Source organism: Arthrobacter sp. B2I5 (assembly GCF_030816735.1).
In the GTDB taxonomy this organism is placed as follows: Bacteria; Actinomycetota; Actinomycetes; order Actinomycetales; family Micrococcaceae; genus Arthrobacter.
This window is the reverse complement of record NZ_JAUSYF010000001.1, coordinates 4,579,082-4,597,851: the sequence shown is the minus strand read 5'-3', so window position 1 is coordinate 4,597,851 and position 18,770 is coordinate 4,579,082. Positions and strand designations below refer to the sequence as shown.

The following is an 18,770-nucleotide window of genomic DNA, read 5'->3' as shown; positions in this document are numbered from 1 at the left end:
CTGATTGCGCCGCACGCCGTGATTGACTAGTGCCAAACATCGCATCGCGGGATCGGAGAAAGCTGCATGGGGGCAGCGGCAGGCAACAGCAACTTTGGGTTCATGCTGGAGGACTGGCCGGAGCTGGCACAGCAGGCACGCCGCTCAGAACAGTTTGCCCTGATCGATCCACGCGCCTCCGTTTTCTACGCCCGCTACACCATCGAACGGCTCGTCGAGTGGCTATACAAGGTAGAGCCAGCACTCGTTCTTCCCTACAAGGACGACCTCAACGCCCTGCTCAGCGAGCCCGCGTTCAAGAACCTTGTTGGCAGCGCCATCGGCAATAAGCTCACTATCATCCGCAAAGCCGGAAACAACGCTGTCCACAACGCCGTCTCCCCCACGCTGCAGGGCGCGGAACTTGTCCTGCGGGAACTGCACCACGTCTGCTACTGGCTCGCCCGAAACTACGCAAAGAACGGTAGCCAGCTGCCGCCGTCGTTGGCATTCGACGCCGCACACCTTGCCCCGGCGCCCAGGGCTGCTCCCCCACAGCAATCACCCGAGCAGCTGCAAGCGCTGGAAGCGAAACTGAAGGCACAGGACGACGCGCTGGCCCAGGCCGCCACTGAGTCCGCAAGCCTTGCTGCCCAGCTGGCGCAGCTCCAGGCCGAGGTAGCCAAGGCCAAGAAGCAAAACCAGGCCGTCCCGGACCAGCACGACTACGACGAAGCGCTGACGCGCCGGCACCTGATCGACCTTGACCTGCACGAGGCCGGCTGGCCGCTGGACAACGTGGAAGACCGCGAGTTCAAGGTGGACACGATGCCCACCGCCGGCGGAACGCTGACTGGCATCGGCTACGTGGACTACGTCCTGTGGGGCGCCGACGGCCTGCCGCTCGCTGTGGTTGAGGCGAAGCGCACCACCAAGGATCCGCATGTCGGCAAACAGCAGGCCAAGCTCTACGCGGACTGCCTGGAACGGCGGTACGGCCGGCGCCCCATCATCTACTACACCTCCGGCTACGAAACCTGGATCTGGGACGACGCCATGTACCCGGAGCGGCCGCTCCAGGGCTTCCACACACGCGACCAGCTGCAGCTGTTCATCAACCGCCGGCAGACACGGAAGCCGTTGGCCGGGCAGCAGATCGACGACGCCATCGTTGAGCGTCCGTACCAGCACAACGCCATCCGCGCCGTCACGGAGACCTACGAGAAGAACTGGGAGCGCAAGGCCCTGGTGGTCATGGCCACGGGCACCGGAAAGACGCGTACCGTCGTCGCGCTGGCAAAGCTCCTGCAGGAGGCGAACTGGGCCAAGCGCGTCCTGTTCCTGGCTGACCGGGTTGCCTTGGTGAAACAGGCCGCCAACGCGTTCAAGACCCATCTGCCCGGCTCCGGCCCAGTTATCCTGGGCGCCGGCGAGGACGCGGACAGCAGGATCCATGTGGCGACGTACCCGACGATGATGAACCTCATCAACGAGACCGAGGGAAAGCTGGGCAAGCGGAGGTTCGGCATCGGGCACTACGACCTCATTGTGGTGGACGAGGCGCACCGCTCCGTGTACCAGAAGTACCGGGCCATCTTCAGCTACTTTGATTCACTTCTGGTCGGTCTCACTGCGACGCCACAGTCAGAGGTGGACCGCAACACCTACAGCCTCTTCGGCATCGAGGACAACGTTCCCACCTTTGCGTACGAACTCAATGAAGCCATCGATGCGGGGTATCTCGTTCCGCCGCGGGTGGTTCCGGTTCCGCTGAAGTTCCCCTATGAGGGCATCTCCTATGACGACCTTCCTGAAGCTGAAAAGGAGCATTGGGACGAGCTTGAATGGGATGAAGAGGGCGAAATTCCCGAGTCCGTAGACGCCAACGCCCTGAACTCCTGGCTCTTCAACACGGACACCGTGGACAAGGCGCTGGAAGTCCTTATGACGCACGGCCACAAGGTCGCCGGCGGGGACCGCCTGGGAAAGACCATCATCTTTGCCAAGAACAACCTCCACGCACAGTTCATCGAAGAACGCTTCGACAAGAACTACCCACACCTAAAAGGCCACTTCGCCCGCGTCATCACCCACCAGGTGAACTACGCCCAGAACCTGATCGACGACTTCTCACAGCCGGACACCAATCCGCACATCGCGATCTCCGTGGACATGCTGGACACCGGCATCGACGTCCCAGAGGCCGTCAACCTCGTCTTCTTCAAAATGGTCCGGTCCAAGACCAAGTTCTGGCAGATGGTGGGCCGCGGTACCCGGCTTTGCCCCAACCTCTACGGCCCGGGCGAAGACAAGGAAGACTTCTTCATCTTCGACCTGTGCCGCAACGCGGAGTTCTTCAACGCAGGCATGGCGGGCAACGAGGGGTCAATGGGCAAGTCCCTCGCCGAAAATACCTTCGCCACTCGAGTCCAGCTGCTGCGCACGACGGCGGACCTCACCTGGGACGCGAACGTCCCCTTCGTGATGGACCTGAGAAATTCCCTGCAGCACACCGTTGACCGGCTCCCCCGCGACAACTTCCTGGTGAAGCCGGCCCGCAAATGGGTGGACAGGTTTGCGGAACCAGCAGCATGGGACGCACTGGACGTCGAAGACTTCGAGGCGCTGGAAACCCGCGTGGCCAGGCTCGCATCCATTGGCGCCCTGCCGGACACCGAAGAGGCCAAGCGGTTCGACTTCCTCATATTGCAGACCGAGCTGGCGTCACTGCAGGGCAAATCCTTGGGACTGTTCCGGACCAAAGTGCAGGCAGTGGCCGCGGCGCTGCAGGACCAGCCAAACGTTCCCGCCATCGCAGCGCAGCTCCAGCTGATTGACGGAATCCTCGACGACGAAGAGTGGAACTCCGTTTCGGTGGAGTGGCTGGAAGAGATCCGGCTCAAGTTGCGGGAGCTGGTGCATCTGATCGAGAAGCGCCGGCGCAACGTCGTCTATACCAACTTCCAGGACGAACTGGGGGAGCTGGAAGAGATCGAGCTCACCGGTGCCAGCAATGGCCACGTGGACCTGGCCCGATACCGGGACAAGATCCGCCAATACCTGGACCAGTACCAGGAGCACGCCTCTATCCAGCGCCTCCGCCGCAACAAGCAACTGACCGCGTTGGACCTCTCCGAACTCGAACGGATTCTGCTCGAGAGCGGGCTGGGTACCCCGGAGGACCTCACCCGTGCAGCCGCCGATGGACTGGGTCTCTACGTACGGTCCCTTGTGGGCCTGGACCGTGAAGCAGTGCAGGAAGCCCTTGCGGACTTTGTTGCCGGGTCCACCCTCACCTCGCAGCAGCTCGACTTCCTGCAGGTCCTGACCAACCACCTGGTAGACAACGGCAGGGTTCCGCCCTCCGCGCTCTTCGATTCGCCCTACAACGAACTGGCACCATCCGGGCCTGATGTCCTGTTTGGGGACGAAAAGGTCGTCCAGCTATTCAGCATCCTCCGCGACATTGAAGGGCGGGCACGAGCGGTTCAGGCGGGATAATTTTTCAATTCAGCTCACAGGCTTCTTTCAGCCACGCGGGCGCATACTCGTAGGTACCCTAACCGGCGAAAGAACCAGGCTGAACCGTGACGCGCTACCCCAACCCTTCCCGTGAGGCGGCATCCCGAGCGGAGGCTGCAGCCGTACGGATGGCCGCCCTCCCCCAGCTGCGCCACTGGATCGCCGTACCCGTCCTCGCGGCAGTCCTGATCATTGCCGGCGGGCTTGCGCTGAGGTTCATCCCCGCACTGACAACAGCGGATATGTCGGTGGACGCCGAGCTGAGCCATGACCACACGCCGCCGCTGACGGCCGTGGCAATGGTCATCAACGTGATGTTCAGCCCGGCAGGCGGCGTGCTGATGATCGCCGCCCTGTGCCTCTACCTCCTGCTGGTGCGCCGCAGCCCCGTCAACGCCGTCGCAACAGGGCTGGTTGCTGCCGGCGGCTGGGTGAGCAGCGAACTGTTCAAGGTGCTGGTGGCACGCCACCGCCCGGACTCCACGGCCCTGTACAACCCGCTAATTCCAGAGCCGGGAACGGACAGCTTCCCCAGCGGCCATGTGGCCCTGGCTTCCGCGCTGGCCATCGCCATCTTTCTGCTGGCCCGCGGCACCAGGTGGCAGCGGCCGGCGGCCGTCCTCGGCATCACCGTCGCCATGGCCGTGGCGTTTTCCCGCGTCTATCTCGGCGTGCACTATCCCACCGACGTCACAGCGTCCTTCCTCACTGCAGCCACCGGAGCGGCGTTCCTGACCGGCCTGTGGAACCGGTTCGGGCTACTGCTGCTGGCCCGGATGCCGTTCCTGGCAAAACTCGGCCCCGTCCCGGCGCCTCGAGGCTGACGCACTGCCATGACGGACTTCATCGACGGCCTCCTGAACGTCAGTCCGATCGTGGCGTATATCGCCGTCTTCTGCCTGGTGTTTGCCGAGGACGCATTGTTCGTCGGCTTCGTCATCCCAGGCGAAACAGCAGCCGTCCTCGGGGGCGTGGTGGCCAGCCGGGGCGAGGTGCAGCTGGGCACCATGATGGCCCTGGTGGTGGGTGCCGCCATCATTGGCGACAGCGCCGGCTACGAGGTGGGCAAGCATCTGGGCTCCCGCATCCTGGACGCAAAAGCACTCCGCCGCCATGCAGGGAGGCTGGAGAATGCGCAGGATTTCCTCCGCCGGAAAGGCGGTTCCGCCGTCTTCCTTGGCCGGTTCACAGCCTTCTTCCGGGCTGTCATGCCCGCCCTCGCCGGCACTTCCCGGATGCCCTACGGCCGGTTCCTCGCCTGGAACGCGGCGGGCGGCATCGTCTGGGGCATCGGCTTCGTCCTGCTGGGCTTCCTCGCAGGCAACTCCTACGAGGCCGTCGCCCAGGCAGTGGGCCGGGATCTCGCCGTCGTCATCGCTGCCGTGGCCGTGGCGGCGCTCATCGTTTGGCACGTGCGTTCACGACGGCGGCGGCAGCGGCGGCGTGCCGCGAACCAGCGGCAGGTCTAGGGAGAGCTTGACAGCAACTGTGACCAGTGCCATATTTGAGGACGTGAACCTGTCAGACAGCCGGACAGCAGGACAGCCTGCGCACCGTCCCCTTGCCCGGCTGAGCGCTGCCGAGGCGGTGTTCAACGCCATCCGAGGGGACATCGAATCCGGCGCCCTTCCGGTGGGAAGCAAGCTCAGTTCAGAGTCCACCCTCTCGCAGCAGTACGGAGTCAGCCGCTCGGTCATCCGGGAAGCCCTCCGCTCCTGCACAGCCCTGGGCCTCACGGTCACCAGGACCGGCAAGGGCACTTTCGTCGTTGCCAGCAAGGTGGCGAACGACCTCACGCTGGGGCAATACTCGGCGCGGGACCTGACCGAAGCGCGTCCCCATATTGAGGTTCCGGCCGCAGGCCTGGCCGCGGAGCGGCGCACTTCGGAGGAACTGGACATCCTCCGCGGCATCGTGGCCGCCATGGCCACGGAAACGGATCCGGAATCCTGGGTGGCGCTCGATTCCAGTTTCCATGCCACCATTGCGCGGGCCAGTGGCAACAAAGTGTTCGCGAGCGTTGTGGCTGACATCCGCGACGCATTGGCCCACCAGTCCGAGACACTGAACATGGTGGCCGACCGCCAGCACGCCTCCGATATTGAGCACCAGCAGATCCTTGCCGCCATCGAGGCCGGCTCCGCGGAAAATGCCCGCGCAGCCATGGCCCACCACCTGGAAGCCGTGGGCGCAGCCCTGGAATCCATCCTTAACAGCTAGCCGAACCCAACCAACCCTCCCAAGGACTCCATGCCATCCCCCGTGTTTTCTGCTGCCCACACCGCTGCCCCGGATCAGCTGGCCCTGCCACAGCACATCCCGCTGGTAGCCGCCCTCCGTGACGGCCTGGTGGAAAGTGTTCACTATGGTTCCGGGATTGCCCTTGGGGCTGACGGTTCAGTGGCGGCAGCCGCAGGTGACCCGCTGACTCCGTTCTATCCCCGCTCCGCGCTCAAGCCCCTCCAGGCCGTGGCCATGGTCCGCGCCGGCCTGGAACTCCCCGCGGATCTCCTGGCGTTGGCCGCCGCAAGCCATTCGGGCGCGGCAGTGCACCGGGACGGTGCCCTGCGCATCCTGGAACTGCACGGGCTCGCCCCCACGGACCTGGCAAACAGCACGGACCTCCCCTACGGCACCACTGAGCGCGAGGACTGGCTGCGCAACGGCGGCAGCGCCACCCGGATCACGCAGAACTGCTCCGGTAAGCACGCCGCCATGGCCGCGACCTGCGCCATCAACGGCTGGCCCGTCCAGGGCTACCTGGATCCCTCCCACCCGCTCCAGCAGCTCGTCGCACGGACCGTTATTGACCTGACCGGCGAGGAGCCGGCCGGCGTGAGCACCGATGGCTGCGGGACCCCTTTGTTCGCCCTGACCCTCTGCGGCATGGCGCGCGCCTTTGGCCGGATCGCCCAGGCGGCCGCACGGCACGACCGCGATACCTTCGATTCGACGAATGCGGAAGCCGCCGTCGGGCTCGCCATGCAGCGGCACCCGCACATGGTGGCCGGGGAAGGCCGCGACGTCACCGAACTGATGCGCCTGCTGCCCGGCGCCGTGGCCAAGGACGGCTTTGAGGGCGTCCAGCTGGTGGGCCTGGCTGACGGCAGTGCCGTGGCCGTGAAGATTTCCGACGGCGGCGACCGCGCCCGGATGCCCGCCACCGTCCGTCTGCTGGAGGCGCTGGGCATGGACACCGAACCCCTCGGTGGGATCGCCACCGCACCTGTGCTGGGCGGCGGCCACCAGGTGGGCCTGCTGCTGGCCACTGACTTTCTGAACACCACCCAGTCCACGCCCGACAACGAAGCCCTGTGAGGACCTCCATGACCATGATCGACACCGCTGCGGACGCCACCGCCGCCCCCACCACCAGGTCCGAGCACGACCTACTGGGCGACCGGGACGTGCCCGCCCAGGCGTACTGGGGCGTGCACACCCTCCGCGCCGTGGAGAACTTCCCCATCACGGGACAGAAGCTGTCCTCCAACATGCACCTGGTCCGGGGCCTGGCCGCCGTGAAGCTGGCCGCCGCCCGCACCAACCGCGAGCTCGGCCTGCTGGACGCCGAACGCGCCGATGCCATCGAGCAGGCCTGCCAGGACGTCCTGGACGGACAGCTTGCCGACCAGTTCGTGGTGGACGTGGTCCAGGGCGGCGCCGGGACGTCGTCGAACATGAACGCCAACGAGGTCATCGCCAACCGGGCCCTGGAAATCCTTGGCCACCCCAAGGGGGACTACGCGAGGCTGCACCCGAACGACCACGTCAACCTCAGCCAGTCCACCAACGACGTGTACCCCACGGCCGTCAAGCTGGGCACCATCTTCGCCGCCAGGGAGCTGCTCGCAGCACTCGAGGAACTCGAGGATGCCTGCGCTGCCAAGGCCATGGAATTCCGCACCGTGGTGAAAATGGGCCGCACCCAGCTCCAGGACGCTGTCCCCATGACCCTGGGGCAGGAGTTCGGCAGCTACGCCGTCACCATCGGCGAGGACCGGCTGCGCCTGGCAGAGGCTGAACTGCTGATCCACGAGATCAACCTCGGCGCCACCGCCATCGGTACGGGCCTGAACGCGCCGCACGGGTACGCCGAAACCGCCTGCCGGCACCTGGCTGAGGTCACGGGCCTGCCGCTGGTCACCGCCGTCGACCTCATCGAAGCCACGCAGGACGTGGGAGCCTTTGTGCACCTGTCCGGCGTACTGAAGCGCGTGGCGGTCAAACTGTCCAAGATCTGCAACGATCTCCGCCTGCTCTCCTCGGGCCCCCGCGCCGGCTTTGGCGAGATCAACCTCCCGGCCGTCCAGTCCGGATCCTCCATCATGCCCGGCAAGATCAACCCGGTGATCCCGGAAGTGGTCTCCCAGGTGGCCTACGAGGTGATCGGCAACGACGTCACCATCACCATGGCCGCCGAAGCCGGACAGCTGCAGCTCAACGCCTTCGAACCCATCATCGTTCACAGCCTCCACAAGAGCATTTCCCACCTGGAAGCCGCATGCCGCACCCTTACGGCCCGCTGCATCCGTGGGATCACCGCCAACACCGAACACCTGCGCCGCACCGTGGAGCAGTCCATCGGGCTGGTCACCGCATTGAATCCCCACCTCGGCTACGCCACCGCCACTGCCATTGCGCAGGAAGCACTTGCCACCGGCAAGGGTGTGGCTGAACTGGTCCTCGAACACGGACTCCTCACCGATGCCCAGCTCCAGGAACTCCTGAGCCCCGAACGCCTGGCCAACCTCAGCAAGTAGTCCCCACCCCCCAAAAGGACACTCCCATGACAAATACCCCACTTCCTGACCACGTTATTGATGGTGGTCACGCGCATGCGTCCGAGACCTCCCTGCACGCGGAGGACAAGGGTTACCACAAGAACCTCAAGCCCCGGCAGATCCAGATGATCGCGATCGGCGGTGCGATCGGTACCGGCCTGTTCCTGGGCGCCGGTGGACGTTTGAACGCCGCGGGCCCGTCCCTGGTCATCGCGTACGCGGTCTGCGGGTTCTTCGCGTTCCTGATCCTGCGCGCCCTGGGCGAACTGGTCCTGCACCGGCCCTCCTCCGGCTCGTTCGTCTCCTACGCCCGGGAATTCTTCGGCGAAAAAGCCGCGTTCGTCTCCGGCTGGTTCTACTGGATCAACTGGGCCACCACCACCATCGTGGACATCACCGCCGCCGCCCTCTACATGCACTTCTTCGGCAACTACATCCCCTGGATGGCCGACGTCCCGCAGTGGGCCTGGGCACTGACCGCCCTCATCGTCGTCCTCGCCCTGAACCTGGTCTCCGTGAAGGTCTTCGGCGAAATGGAATTCTGGTTCGCCCTGATCAAGGTCGCCGCCCTCGTCGCGTTCCTCATCATCGGCACCTACTTCGTCATCTTCGGCACCCCCGTGGACGGCCAACAGGTCGGCCTCAACCTCCTCAGTGACAACGGCGGGATCTTCCCCAACGGCCTGCTGCCCATGATCATCCTCATGCAGGGCGTCCTGTTCGCCTACGCCTCCATCGAACTCGTCGGCACCGCCGCGGGCGAAACCGAAAACCCCGAAAAAATCATGCCCAAGGCCATCAACTCCGTGGTCTTCCGCATCGCCGTGTTCTACGTCGGCTCCGTCATCCTCCTGGCCCTGCTGCTGCCCTTTACCTCCTACCAAAAAGGCGTCAGCCCCTTCGTGACCTTCTTCGGCTCCATCGGCGTCCAGGGCGTGGACGTCATCATGAACCTCGTGGTCCTCACCGCCGCCCTGTCCTCCCTCAACGCCGGGCTCTACTCCACCGGCCGGATCCTGCGCTCCATGTCCGTCAACGGCTCCGCCCCGCGCTTCGCCTCCCGCATGAACAAAGCAGGCGTCCCCTACGGTGGCATCGCCATCACCGCCGTCGTCTCCCTCCTCGGCGTCCCCCTGAACTACCTCGTCCCCGCCGAAGCCTTCGAAATCGTCCTGAACATCGCCTCCGTCGGCATCATCATGACCTGGGCCACCATCGTGCTCTGCCAGATCCAACTCAAACGCTGGGCCGACAAAGGCTGGGTCACCCGCCCCTCCTTCCGCATGTTCGGCGCCCCCTACACCGGCTACCTCTCCCTCCTCTTCCTCATCAGCGTCCTCATCATGGTCTTCATCGACTCACCCCTGACCATGCTCGTCACCGCCATCGCCTCCATCCTCATGGTCATCGGCTGGTACGCCTGCCGCCAACGCATCCGCGACATCGCCGAAACCCGCGACGGCTACACCGGCACCTCACCGGTGGTAGCTAATGCCCCCGCTGAAACCTTCAAGAAGTAGCTGCCGCCACGCGCATTAACTGCTGAAACGCCCGACGGCGGCACCCAGGTTCCGAAAATCCGGAACCCGGGTGCCGCCGTCGTGGTGTTTAACGCAGCGGTTGTCCTACTTTGACGGCTTGACCACCATGGCCGAGCCGCCGCCGCGCCTGACCGGCTCGGCGGCCGCGAGGGTCCTGCCGTCCTTCAGGAATTCGATGGCGGTGGCCGCCCCGATCTCGGAGGCGGACGAGAACGAGTCGCCGGACGGGGCCAGGATGTGGCCAAACCGGCTGGTCAATTCCGCACCGTACTTGGCAATGAAAGCCGGCTCAGCGCTGACTTTTTCCGTGTTCCGCTGTGCCGCACGGGGAGCCGCAATGGCATCCGGGGTGCTCATGCCCAGGTCGATCCGGTTCACCAGGGTCTGCAGGACGGTGGTGATGATGGTGGATCCGCCGGGGGAGCCCAGGGCCAGGAACGGCTTGTCGTCCTTCAGCACGATGGTGGGCGACATGGACGAACGCGGCCGCTTGCCCGGCTCGATTCGGTTGGGGTCAGCCGCGTCATAGACGGTGGAGAAGTCGGTGAGTTCGTTGTTGAGCAGGAATCCGCGGCCGGGAACCACCATGCCGGAGCCGCCGGTCTGCTCGATGGTCAGCGTGTACTCCACCACGTTGCCCCACTTGTCCGAGACCGTCATGTTGGTGGTGGAGATGTTTTCCGTGTCCTTCTCATCGGCGGCAGCGGCGGGTTTGACCGGGCAGGTGCCGTCGTAGTTGGTGACATCGCCCGCAGTCTCCAGCGGCTTCGTGGCTGCCTTCATCGGGTCAAGCTCGCAGGCGCGCTCCTTGCCGAAAATGGGATCGGTCAGGGCCTTGGTGGGCACCTGCACGAAGGCGGGGTCGCCCACGTACTTGGCGCGGTCCGCGAAGGCCAGGGCGCTGGCTTCCAGGTAGTGGTGCAGCACGGAGGGCTGGTCAGCCTTCAGGGCCGGCAGGTCGAACACGTCCAGGATGTTGAGGGACTCCCCTACCGTGGTGCCGCCGCTGCTGGAGGGCGCCATACCGTAAACGTCATAGCCCCTGTAGTCCACGTGGGTTGGGTCCTGGTCCACAACCTTATAGTTCTCCAGGTCCTTCTCGGACATGGAACCTTTGGGGACCGGCAGCGTGGTGTCCTTTGACTTGGGCGGGTTCTGCACAGTCTTGGCGATCTCCTTGGCCAGCGGGCCGTCGTAGAACGCGTCCATGCCCTTATTTGCCAACAGCCGGTACGTGTCTGCGAGGTCGGGGTTCCTGAAGACCGACCCCACTTCCGGGAGCTTCCCGTCGTGCAGATACAGGTCTTTTGTGGAGGTGAAGGCTTCAAACCGGAGCTGGTTGTCCGCCGTCTGCTGGCGGAACGTCTCATCAACGACAAAGCCGTCTTCTGCAACGTCAATAGCCGGCTCAAGTGCATCCCCCAGACTGATGCTGCCCCAACGCTCCAGCGCGCGCTCCCACGTCGCAGGTGTGCCGGGAACCCCCACCGAGACGCCACTGGTCACCAGATCGGGCGTGAATTTGTAGGGCTGCTTCGTCTTCGGATCTATAAAGGCATCACTTTTGATTTTTGCCGGCGCTGTTTCCCGGCCGTCGATGGTGCTGACTTCCTTGCTCTTGGCGTCGTAGTAAACGAAGTAGCCGCCGCCGCCAATGCCTGCACTGTATGGCTCGGTCACTCCGAGCGTGGCTGCTGCGGCGACGGCTGCGTCCACCGCATTTCCGCCCCCGCGGAGGACTTCGATGGCCGCGGCTGATGCCTCAGGGTCAACGGTGCTGACCGCCCCGCCGTAGCCGGTGGCTACGGGGTCCTTGTGAGTGTGCCGCTCATCGTCGTGCTGATTGGTGGCAAAGGCAGGGCTGATGGCCCCGGTGGTAACGCTCATGGCCAGCGCTGCAGTAACAGCTGCGAGCCGGCGTCCAAAATGTGGCATGGTGGCTCCTACGTGGGGGTTCGAGTGATGTGGGCCACGCTACTCTTCGGGTAGGACACACTCAACGGCCCCGGAAAGGGAGAGTGCACCATGGCAGGATCCAAGCTCGCAGTGGTGGGCGCCGGGAGTGTGGGAACATCGCTGGCATACGCCGCGCTGATCCGCGGCTCGGCCAGCAACATCGCGTTGTACGACGTCAACACCCCCAAAGCGGAGGCCGAAGCCCTGGACCTTGCCCACGGCAGCCAGTTCGCCGCGGCGTCGGCCACCGTCACCGGTGGCGGGGATATCGCCGTGACGGAAGGGGCCGACGTCGTGGTCATCACGGCAGGTGCCAAACAGAATCCTGGCCAGAGCCGCCTGGACCTTGCCGGCACCAATGTGCGGATCCTCGAACAGCTGATGCCGCCGCTGCTTGAACGTGCGCCGGACGCCGTCTACGTGCTGGTGACCAACCCCTGCGACGTCCTGACGGTGGCTGCCCAGCGCATCTCGGGGCTGCCCGCGGAGCGGATCTTCTCCTCCGGCACGGTACTGGACACCTCCCGGCTGCGTTGGCTGCTGGCCCGCGAGGCCGGGGTTTCCGTCACCAGCGTCCACGCCAGCATGGTGGGAGAGCACGGGGACACGGAGTTCCCGTTGTGGTCCGGCGCCACGATCGGCCCCGTCCCCATCCGGGACTGGACGGCCGGCGGGAAACGGATCTTCACGCCCGAATACCTCGACAACACCGCACGGGAAGTAGTGCAGGCCGCCTACAAGGTCATCGCAGGCAAGGGGGCCACGAACTACGCAATCGGCCTGTCCGGCGCCCGCATTGTGGAGGCACTGCTCCGCGACGACAACGCCGTCCTTCCGGTTTCCACCGTGCTGTCAGGACTGTACGGGATTTCCGGGGTGGCGCTGTCCCTCCCCAGCGTGGTGGGCAGGGGCGGGGTGCACCGCGTCCTGGAGACCCCCATGGACGACGCCGAGCTGGCTGCCCTGCAGCGTTCCGCTGACACACTGCGGAACACCATGGACAGGCTGGGGGTCTGAAAGGGCGTCATGCAACGCCACTGCAACCCCGCCCGGCAGCTGCTTCACATATGCTCACCTGAGCATGTCCACGCTGGCTCAACCACGACTGGCTCAATGACGAACCAACAGGAGTAACGCATGACCAACTGGCGGATCAGGGATTTCCACTCGGCGGACCTGGACGGGATCCTGCACCTGTGGGAGACACTGAAGGCACACAATGTGGAACCCGTGTACGCCCTGTCCGAGGTCCTCGCGTCCTGCGAAAAAGACCATGCGGTGGTTGCCGTGCAGGGCGAGCAGGTGGTGGGCGCCGCCGTCGGCCGGGCCGCGCACGACCAGGGGTGGATCGTCTTCCTTGCCACCCTCCCCGAGTACCGGGGCAGGGGTATCGGCACCTCGCTGCTGGCCGCCGTCGAAAACCGGATGGCCCCGCACGGCCTGAACAAGCTTTCCGCCCTGATGCCTGAGTCCGAAACCCGCGTGGAGGCCTTCCTGGGCCGCGGCTTCGCGCTGAAGAAAAACCTGCGCTACTTTGAGCGGACCATCCCTGTCCAGCGCCAGGAACTCGGAGCGCTGGGGCAGCTGGGCGGCCGCGTCCTGGCCCGCGACCTCTGGGAAAACGTGGCGGGCATGCGCAGGGAAAAGGAACTGCTGGAACGGCGCCTGGTGCTGCCGCTCGCGGAGGCGGACCTCGCCGATGAATTCGGCGTGGTGCCGCCGCGCGCCGTCGTCCTTTTCGGCCCTCCCGGCACCGGCAAGACCACCTTCGCCAAGGCCATCGCCTCCCGCCTGGAGTGGCCGTTCGTGGAGGTGTTCCCGTCCCGCCTGGCCGGCGACCCGCAGGGCCTGGCCGGCGCACTGCGTGAGACCTTCCTGGAAATCGCCGAACTGGAGCACGCCGTGGTGTTCATTGACGAGGTGGAGGAGATCGCCTCGCAGCGCTCCGGCGAGCCGCCATCGCCGCTGCAGGGCGTGACCAACGAGCTGCTGAAGATCATCCCCGCGTTCCGTGAACAGCCGGGCCGGCTCCTGGTGTGCGCCACTAACTTCATCCGGGCCCTGGACTCGGCCTTCCTGCGCCACGGGCGGTTCGACTACGTCATCCCCATCGGGCTGCCGGACCGGCAGGCGCGCGAGGCCATGTGGCAGCGCTTCATCCCCGCGGCCGTGGTGGACGCCGTGGACGTGGAGCTCCTGGTGGAACGCACCGAAGGCTTTTCCCCGGCGGACATCGAGTATGCCGCCCGCAGCGCCTCCCAGCGGGCGTTGGAAAAGGCAGTGTACGACGACGGCGGGCTGGCCTCCGGGGGCGACGTTTCCGTCCGTACGGCAGTCAGAAAGGGGCCGTCCACACAGGACTACCTGGACGCCATCGGTGATACCCGCACCACCGTGAGCGCGGAGGTGCAGGCGGACTTCCTCGAGGACATCGAGGCGCTGGGTCGGGTTTAGCCGGCGGCTTTCCATCGGAGGTTTGCAGGGACTTTTGCCCCTTTGCCTGGTTCCTGCGGGACGCCAGAGTGGTGGTCATGGCAAAGATCCTGATCCCCTACGGAACCTCCGAGGGCCAAACGGCCCGCATCGCCGACTACATCTCCGATCTGCTGCAGGCCCACGGCCACCAGGCCGACACGTTGGACCTCAAACACGCGGAGCACGACCTGCCTGACGGCTACGATGCCGTCATTGTGGGCGCCTCCGTCCATGCCGGGAAGCACGAAGGGTTCGTGGCCGACTTTGTCCGCCGCAACCGGTCCAGGCTGGAGAGCCTGCCGACCGCCCTGTTCTCGGTCAGCCTTGCCGCCCACGGCGATCCGGAGGATGCGGAAAAGTACGTTAAGGAGTTTGAGGACAGCACCGGCTGGCAGCCTGACAAAGTGGCCATGTTCGGCGGCGCTCTCCTTTATACCCAGTACGGATTCCTGAAGCGCATGATGATGAAGAAGATCGTCAGCAGCCAGGGCAGCGAGGACACCGATACCGGCCGCGACTACATCTACACCGAATGGGACGGGGTGCGGCGGTTCGCGGAGGAGTTCCTGGTCTACGTCGACAGAAACCCCGGGCCGTCGTCGTAACGGAGGTTCTCGTAGTCAGTGTCGTCGGCCTCGTCCAACTGCGCGTCGAATTCCTCCAGCAGCCAGGGGTTGACCCGCGCCAGGATCTTCCGGACTTCATCCTCCTCCACGGCGGCGTAAAGAACGGGCCGGGCATCCCGGTACTTGGTGACCGGGGGCTTGTCCGGCCATTTCTCCGCCAGCGCCTGGACCCGCTCGGGCAGCGAGTTGTGCGCGTTGTCCGCGATCTTGACCAGGGCGGCGTCATGGTCCCCGGCAATCTCACGGATGCCGGACTGGTAATCGTCCGGGTTGCTGTGCAGCCGGTTAGTGACGCGTTCGATGATGTCCACGGAGCGCTCCGGGACCCCCATGTCCAGCAGGGCCTGCCGGGTCATCGGCGTATCCTCGGCAATGTCGTGAAGGTAGCCCGCGATCCGGATTTCGTCGTCGAAGTCCGCCAGGGCGTCGCCGACCGCGAGGACATGGTCCCGGTAGGGCCGCTTCAGCTTGTCCTTCTGCCGGTTGTGGGCCACCTCGGCCAGGACCTTGGCGGTCTCCACCGTAAACGTGGGCGTGCGGACCTGGTCCGGCATGTGCTCGTCTGACATATCCACAAGCTTAGCCAGCGGACAGGCGCTCCGCTCCGGGCCATACCCAAGGTTGGCGCGGCAGCCGTGCGGGGTCAAGTGCCGGCAGTGCCTGCTCCAGCGTTCCGGCGGGCAGTCCCAGGGACTCCAGCAGCAGGTCCCGGACGTCATGTGCGCCAACGCCGGCCTGGGCGAGGTCTGCCAGAGTGACTGCGCCGTCACGCTTTGCCAGCCTCACGCCGTCGTGGTTCACCACCAACGGAACGTGCACATATTCCGGAACAGGAATATTGAGGAGCGAGGCGAGGTAGGCCTGCCGCGGCGTGGAGAGGAGCAGGTCGTCCCCGCGGACCACCTGGTCTATGCCCTGCGCGGCATCATCCACCACCACGGCAAGGTTGTAGGCAGTGACCCCGTCATTCCGGCGAAGCACGAAGTCATCCACCGCCCCCGTGAATGCGCCATGGAGGACATCCTGCACCGTGTATTCCCGCACGTCCGCCCGCAGCCGTATGGCGGCCGGACGGGTGGCCCGCTTGTACTCCAGTTCCGCGGGCTCCAGGTCGCGGCATGTGCCGGGATACGCTCCCAGCGGGGCATGCGGGGCGGATGGCGCCTCCTGGATCTCCCGTCGGGTACAGAAACACTCATAGGTCAGGCCGGCCTTTCCGAGCCGGCTGATCGCGTCGGCGTAGAGGGCCCCGCGGTCCGTTTGCCGGACCACGTGGCCGTCCCAGGCGACGCCCACTGCCGCGAGGTCGCGCAGCTGCACCGCCTCCGCTCCTGCGCGGGCACGGTCCAGGTCCTCGACACGCAGCAGGAAGCGGCGTCCGGTGGAGCGGGCGAAAAGCCAGGCAAGGATTGCAGTCCGGAGGTTGCCTACATGCAGCTCACCGGAGGGGCTGGGGGCAAAACGGCCGGCGGAGGTCATGGATCAACCCTAGACGGAAGCACACAAGAGCCCCTCAGCTACCGATGACTCCGCCGAATGCGGGCGTCGGTAGCTCAGGGGCTCTTGCCGTGTTTACAGAATGAGCGTGGTGTGAACAAGCGTCAATCAGCGGCGGCCTCCTTGCGGGAAGCGGTGTCCAGGTGCCGGGTGGTGTGCCGGGGAAACTGTAGCCTGCGCGGACCAGCGGTAGCTTTTGTCCTTGTTGCCACTATTCCAGCAGAGAACATACAGTTGGGACAAACGGCTGAACTTCGATTGGTCAGTCTGACTAATCACCCGAGTTCAGAGCGACAGGAAGTGATCAGATTGCAGGAACTGGACGCCACGGACCGGCGGATCCTGAATGCGCTGGACCAGGATCCCCGCGTCCCCATCATGGTGCTCGCGCAGCGCTTGGGCCTGGCCCGCGGGACCGTCCAAAGCCGGCTGGAGCGGATGACGGCGTCGGGAGCCCTCCGGCCCAACAGCAGCCGGGTAATTCCGGCAGCCCTAGGACGCGGGGTGGCTGCTGCGGTCAGCGCCGAGCTGGACCAGAGCCACCTGAACGAGGCCATCGCTGCCCTGCGTACGATCCCCGAGGTCCTGGAATGCCATGCGCCGGCCGGCGATACTGACCTCCTCATCCGGGTAGTGGCCAAAAGCCCGGACGACCTCTACCGGGTGTCGGAGGAAATCCGGCTTTGCCCCGGCATTGTCCGCACGTCCACCAGCATGTTCCTCCGCGAGGTCATTCCGTACCGGACCACAGGGCTCCTGCAGGACCAGGCGGAGTAACCGGCGGCACCAGGGGCAGCTCTCCCCATCGCCGCAGGAAAGATGCCCGGCTAGGCTGGCACGCGGGAGATCCAACAGCGGGGGACCAACAGGGGGACAACATGGTGGGGAACTTTTACGGCGGCGATGTGGCGCAGCTGCGGCAACTGGCCAAAGACCTTTCCGCCGGCGCCAACCGCCTCAACGCCTTGGGGCAGCAGCTCAGCAGCAGCGTTGGTTCCGGCCTCTGGAAAGGGCGCGACGGCGACAGGTTCCGGAGCGAGTGGACGTCATCGCACGCAAAGCTGCTCCGTTCTGCAACGGCAGGGCTGGAGTCGGCCGCCAAGGCAGTCCTGGCCAACGCGGATGAACAGGAGAAGGCCAGCACCACCGGATCGGGCGGCGGCGGTGGTGGTTCCGGAGCAGGCGGGCCTGGCGGCAGCGGTACCGCCCTTGAACTGACAGACACACTGAACGGCATGACCCCCGCGGAGCGGCGCGCCTACCTGCAGAGCGACGAATTCCGCCGGTGGGCCGAGGCGAACCCCGATGCTGCAAAATCCGCCATGGATGCCGCCGCGGACTCGGGCCTGATCAGCAAGAACTCCAAGGGGTACCAGGACTTCCTCAATTCCTACTGGAACGGCCAGGCGATGCTGGAGATGGGCATTGATCCTGCCGACTGGGACACGTCAAAGGGTACGGAATACAACTGGGAGACCATCGCCAAGGTCTATGACTTCTACGGCCAGGCCTACCTTGCCAATCCGGACCTGCAGTGGGCAGGGATGGCCAACATGATCGGCCCATCCTTCGCCGGCGGATTCCGGGATATGGCCATGCTGCGGGACCTGGCCCAACAGATCACCGACAACCCGGCCTCCGACATTCCCCTTCCGGTCCTGGACCAGCTGGAGCAGCTCGCAGGGATGACGGATGGTGAAATCCGGTTCTATGAGACCAGCATGCTGGACATGAACAAGGAAATTTTCCTGGACCAGGCCCGCCAGCACCAGGCGTACCTGAACGGCGGCCTCGATGAGATCAACCGCCTTCGCGACTCCGGCGCCATAGACCACGCCACCGCAAACGCCTGGGCGCAGATCGATTCGGGAGATCCCGGCCAGGTCCGGGAGGGCAACACGGCACTCCTGTACCGCGAGCAAAACGAAATCATCGCCGACGACTACGACACCATGCGCAGCCACGCCGGCGGCGAAGCGGTGACCTACATGGTGACGCTTGCCGGTGAACCCTCCATCCCCGGCGCCAGGAGCTACCCTGAGGTGTTCCCGTACAGCTTCAGCGTGGAGAGCCCAGGCCCGGAGAACATCCCTTTCACCAGCTGGGACAACCCCGCGCAGTTCCGCACCGATTTCACCACCGGGTTTCCGGACGGCAACATCGCCGATGCGGACCAGCGCTGGAACCTCATCAGGCAGGACACCCTCCCCGCTTACCAACACCTCCTGGCCACCGACCCGGACCGCGCCGCTCAGATCATCGGCTCCGACTTCGACGGCCGCGTGGACCAGTACCGTCCCACCAACAACATTCCAGGCATCATGGACCGGTTCCTTGACGGGTTTGACGCGGAGGTCCACCAGTGAGTGCGCCACGCCGGGCCGCCGCACCCG

Annotated in this window: 15 protein-coding genes; 12 read left to right on the top strand and 3 right to left on the bottom strand. The window is 65.3% G+C overall.

Translation table 11 applies throughout. The features are described 5' to 3' along the window. Window positions 1–66 precede the first annotated feature (66 nt). From QFZ60_RS21400 to QFZ60_RS21370, 7 genes are all read left to right on the top strand, one after another. A complete protein-coding gene (locus QFZ60_RS21400) occupies window positions 67–3,480 on the top strand; it encodes a DEAD/DEAH box helicase family protein (RefSeq protein WP_307093096.1) in 3,414 nt (1,137 codons plus the stop codon). Window positions 3,481–3,566: 86 nt separating this feature from the next. Continuing rightward, a complete protein-coding gene (locus tag QFZ60_RS21395; protein ID WP_307093095.1) occupies window positions 3,567–4,325 on the top strand; it encodes a phosphatase PAP2 family protein in 759 nt (252 codons plus the stop codon). Between the two features lie 9 nt (window positions 4,326–4,334). Then, on the top strand, window positions 4,335–4,970 hold the full coding sequence (locus tag QFZ60_RS21390; protein ID WP_307093094.1) for a DedA family protein: 636 nt from the start codon (window positions 4,335–4,337) through the stop codon (window positions 4,968–4,970). A 43-nt stretch (window positions 4,971–5,013) separates the two neighbouring features. Continuing rightward, complete coding sequence (locus tag QFZ60_RS21385; RefSeq protein WP_307093092.1) at window positions 5,014–5,721, top strand: FadR/GntR family transcriptional regulator; 708 nt, start codon at window positions 5,014–5,016, stop codon at window positions 5,719–5,721. A 30-nt stretch (window positions 5,722–5,751) separates the two neighbouring features. Further along, complete coding sequence (locus QFZ60_RS21380) at window positions 5,752–6,819, top strand: asparaginase (RefSeq protein WP_307093091.1); 1,068 nt, start codon at window positions 5,752–5,754, stop codon at window positions 6,817–6,819. Window positions 6,820–6,827: 8 nt separating this feature from the next. Continuing rightward, window positions 6,828–8,261: an aspartate ammonia-lyase gene (locus QFZ60_RS21375; RefSeq protein WP_307093089.1), complete on the top strand. Its 1,434-nt coding sequence runs from the start codon at window positions 6,828–6,830 to the stop codon at window positions 8,259–8,261. A gap of 26 nt (window positions 8,262–8,287) precedes the next feature. Then, window positions 8,288–9,802, top strand: coding sequence for an amino acid permease (locus tag QFZ60_RS21370; protein ID WP_307093087.1), 1,515 nt, complete (start codon window positions 8,288–8,290; stop codon window positions 9,800–9,802). 105 nt (window positions 9,803–9,907) lie between these two features. On the opposite strand, the gene ggt is transcribed toward QFZ60_RS21370, so the two are convergent. Further along, window positions 9,908–11,758 (bottom strand): gamma-glutamyltransferase, encoded by a 1,851-nt coding sequence (gene ggt, locus QFZ60_RS21365; RefSeq protein WP_307093086.1) that lies wholly within the window; start codon window positions 11,756–11,758, stop codon window positions 9,908–9,910. A gap of 90 nt (window positions 11,759–11,848) precedes the next feature. On the opposite strand from ggt, the gene QFZ60_RS21360 reads away from it, so the two are divergent. The 3 genes from QFZ60_RS21360 to QFZ60_RS21350 all read left to right on the top strand — a co-directional run bounded on the left by QFZ60_RS21360 (window position 11,849) and on the right by QFZ60_RS21350 (window position 14,859). Beyond that, window positions 11,849–12,796: an L-lactate dehydrogenase gene (locus QFZ60_RS21360; protein ID WP_307093085.1), complete on the top strand. Its 948-nt coding sequence runs from the start codon at window positions 11,849–11,851 to the stop codon at window positions 12,794–12,796. 120 nt (window positions 12,797–12,916) lie between these two features. After that, a complete protein-coding gene (locus tag QFZ60_RS21355; RefSeq protein ID WP_056335586.1) occupies window positions 12,917–14,233 on the top strand; it encodes an ATP-binding protein in 1,317 nt (438 codons plus the stop codon). 77 nt (window positions 14,234–14,310) lie between these two features. Continuing rightward, complete coding sequence (locus QFZ60_RS21350) at window positions 14,311–14,859, top strand: flavodoxin domain-containing protein (protein WP_307093082.1); 549 nt, start codon at window positions 14,311–14,313, stop codon at window positions 14,857–14,859. Here the strand turns inward: QFZ60_RS21350 and QFZ60_RS21345 are convergent. Then, window positions 14,826–15,449 (bottom strand): HD domain-containing protein, encoded by a 624-nt coding sequence (locus QFZ60_RS21345; RefSeq protein ID WP_307093081.1) that lies wholly within the window; start codon window positions 15,447–15,449, stop codon window positions 14,826–14,828. The two genes, QFZ60_RS21350 and QFZ60_RS21345, sit on opposite strands and share 34 nt — an antisense overlap. A gap of 10 nt (window positions 15,450–15,459) precedes the next feature. Then, entirely contained in the window at window positions 15,460–16,359 is a 900-nt protein-coding gene (gene gluQRS, locus QFZ60_RS21340) for a tRNA glutamyl-Q(34) synthetase GluQRS (protein WP_307093079.1), read from the bottom strand. 327 nt (window positions 16,360–16,686) lie between these two features. On the opposite strand from gluQRS, the gene QFZ60_RS21335 reads away from it, so the two are divergent. After that, window positions 16,687–17,154 carry an Lrp/AsnC family transcriptional regulator gene (locus QFZ60_RS21335; protein ID WP_307093424.1) on the top strand — a complete coding sequence of 156 codons (468 nt, stop codon included), beginning with the start codon at window positions 16,687–16,689 and terminating at the stop codon, window positions 17,152–17,154. A 101-nt stretch (window positions 17,155–17,255) separates the two neighbouring features. Continuing rightward, a complete protein-coding gene (locus QFZ60_RS21330; protein ID WP_307093077.1) occupies window positions 17,256–18,743 on the top strand; it encodes a WXG100 family type VII secretion target in 1,488 nt (495 codons plus the stop codon). Window positions 18,744–18,770: the final 27 nt, after the last annotated feature.

Excerpts from the sequence above, each read along its gene's own strand:
- QFZ60_RS21400 (WP_307093096.1), top strand. The coding sequence starts at position 67 with ATGGGGGCAGCGGCAGGCAACAGCAACTTTGGGTTCATGCTGGAGGAC.
- QFZ60_RS21390 (WP_307093094.1), top strand. The coding sequence starts at position 4,335 with ATGACGGACTTCATCGACGGCCTCCTGAACGTCAGTCCGATCGTGGCG.
- QFZ60_RS21380 (WP_307093091.1), top strand. The coding sequence starts at position 5,752 with ATGCCATCCCCCGTGTTTTCTGCTGCCCACACCGCTGCCCCGGATCAG.
- QFZ60_RS21375 (WP_307093089.1), top strand. The coding sequence starts at position 6,828 with ATGACCATGATCGACACCGCTGCGGACGCCACCGCCGCCCCCACCACC.
- QFZ60_RS21370 (WP_307093087.1), top strand. The coding sequence starts at position 8,288 with ATGACAAATACCCCACTTCCTGACCACGTTATTGATGGTGGTCACGCG.
- ggt (WP_307093086.1), bottom strand. The coding sequence starts at position 11,758 with ATGCCACATTTTGGACGCCGGCTCGCAGCTGTTACTGCAGCGCTGGCC.
- QFZ60_RS21360 (WP_307093085.1), top strand. The coding sequence starts at position 11,849 with ATGGCAGGATCCAAGCTCGCAGTGGTGGGCGCCGGGAGTGTGGGAACA.
- QFZ60_RS21355 (WP_056335586.1), top strand. The coding sequence starts at position 12,917 with ATGACCAACTGGCGGATCAGGGATTTCCACTCGGCGGACCTGGACGGG.
- QFZ60_RS21350 (WP_307093082.1), top strand. The coding sequence starts at position 14,311 with ATGGCAAAGATCCTGATCCCCTACGGAACCTCCGAGGGCCAAACGGCC.
- QFZ60_RS21345 (WP_307093081.1), bottom strand. The coding sequence starts at position 15,449 with ATGTCAGACGAGCACATGCCGGACCAGGTCCGCACGCCCACGTTTACG.
- gluQRS (WP_307093079.1), bottom strand. The coding sequence starts at position 16,359 with ATGACCTCCGCCGGCCGTTTTGCCCCCAGCCCCTCCGGTGAGCTGCAT.
- QFZ60_RS21330 (WP_307093077.1), top strand. The coding sequence starts at position 17,256 with ATGGTGGGGAACTTTTACGGCGGCGATGTGGCGCAGCTGCGGCAACTG.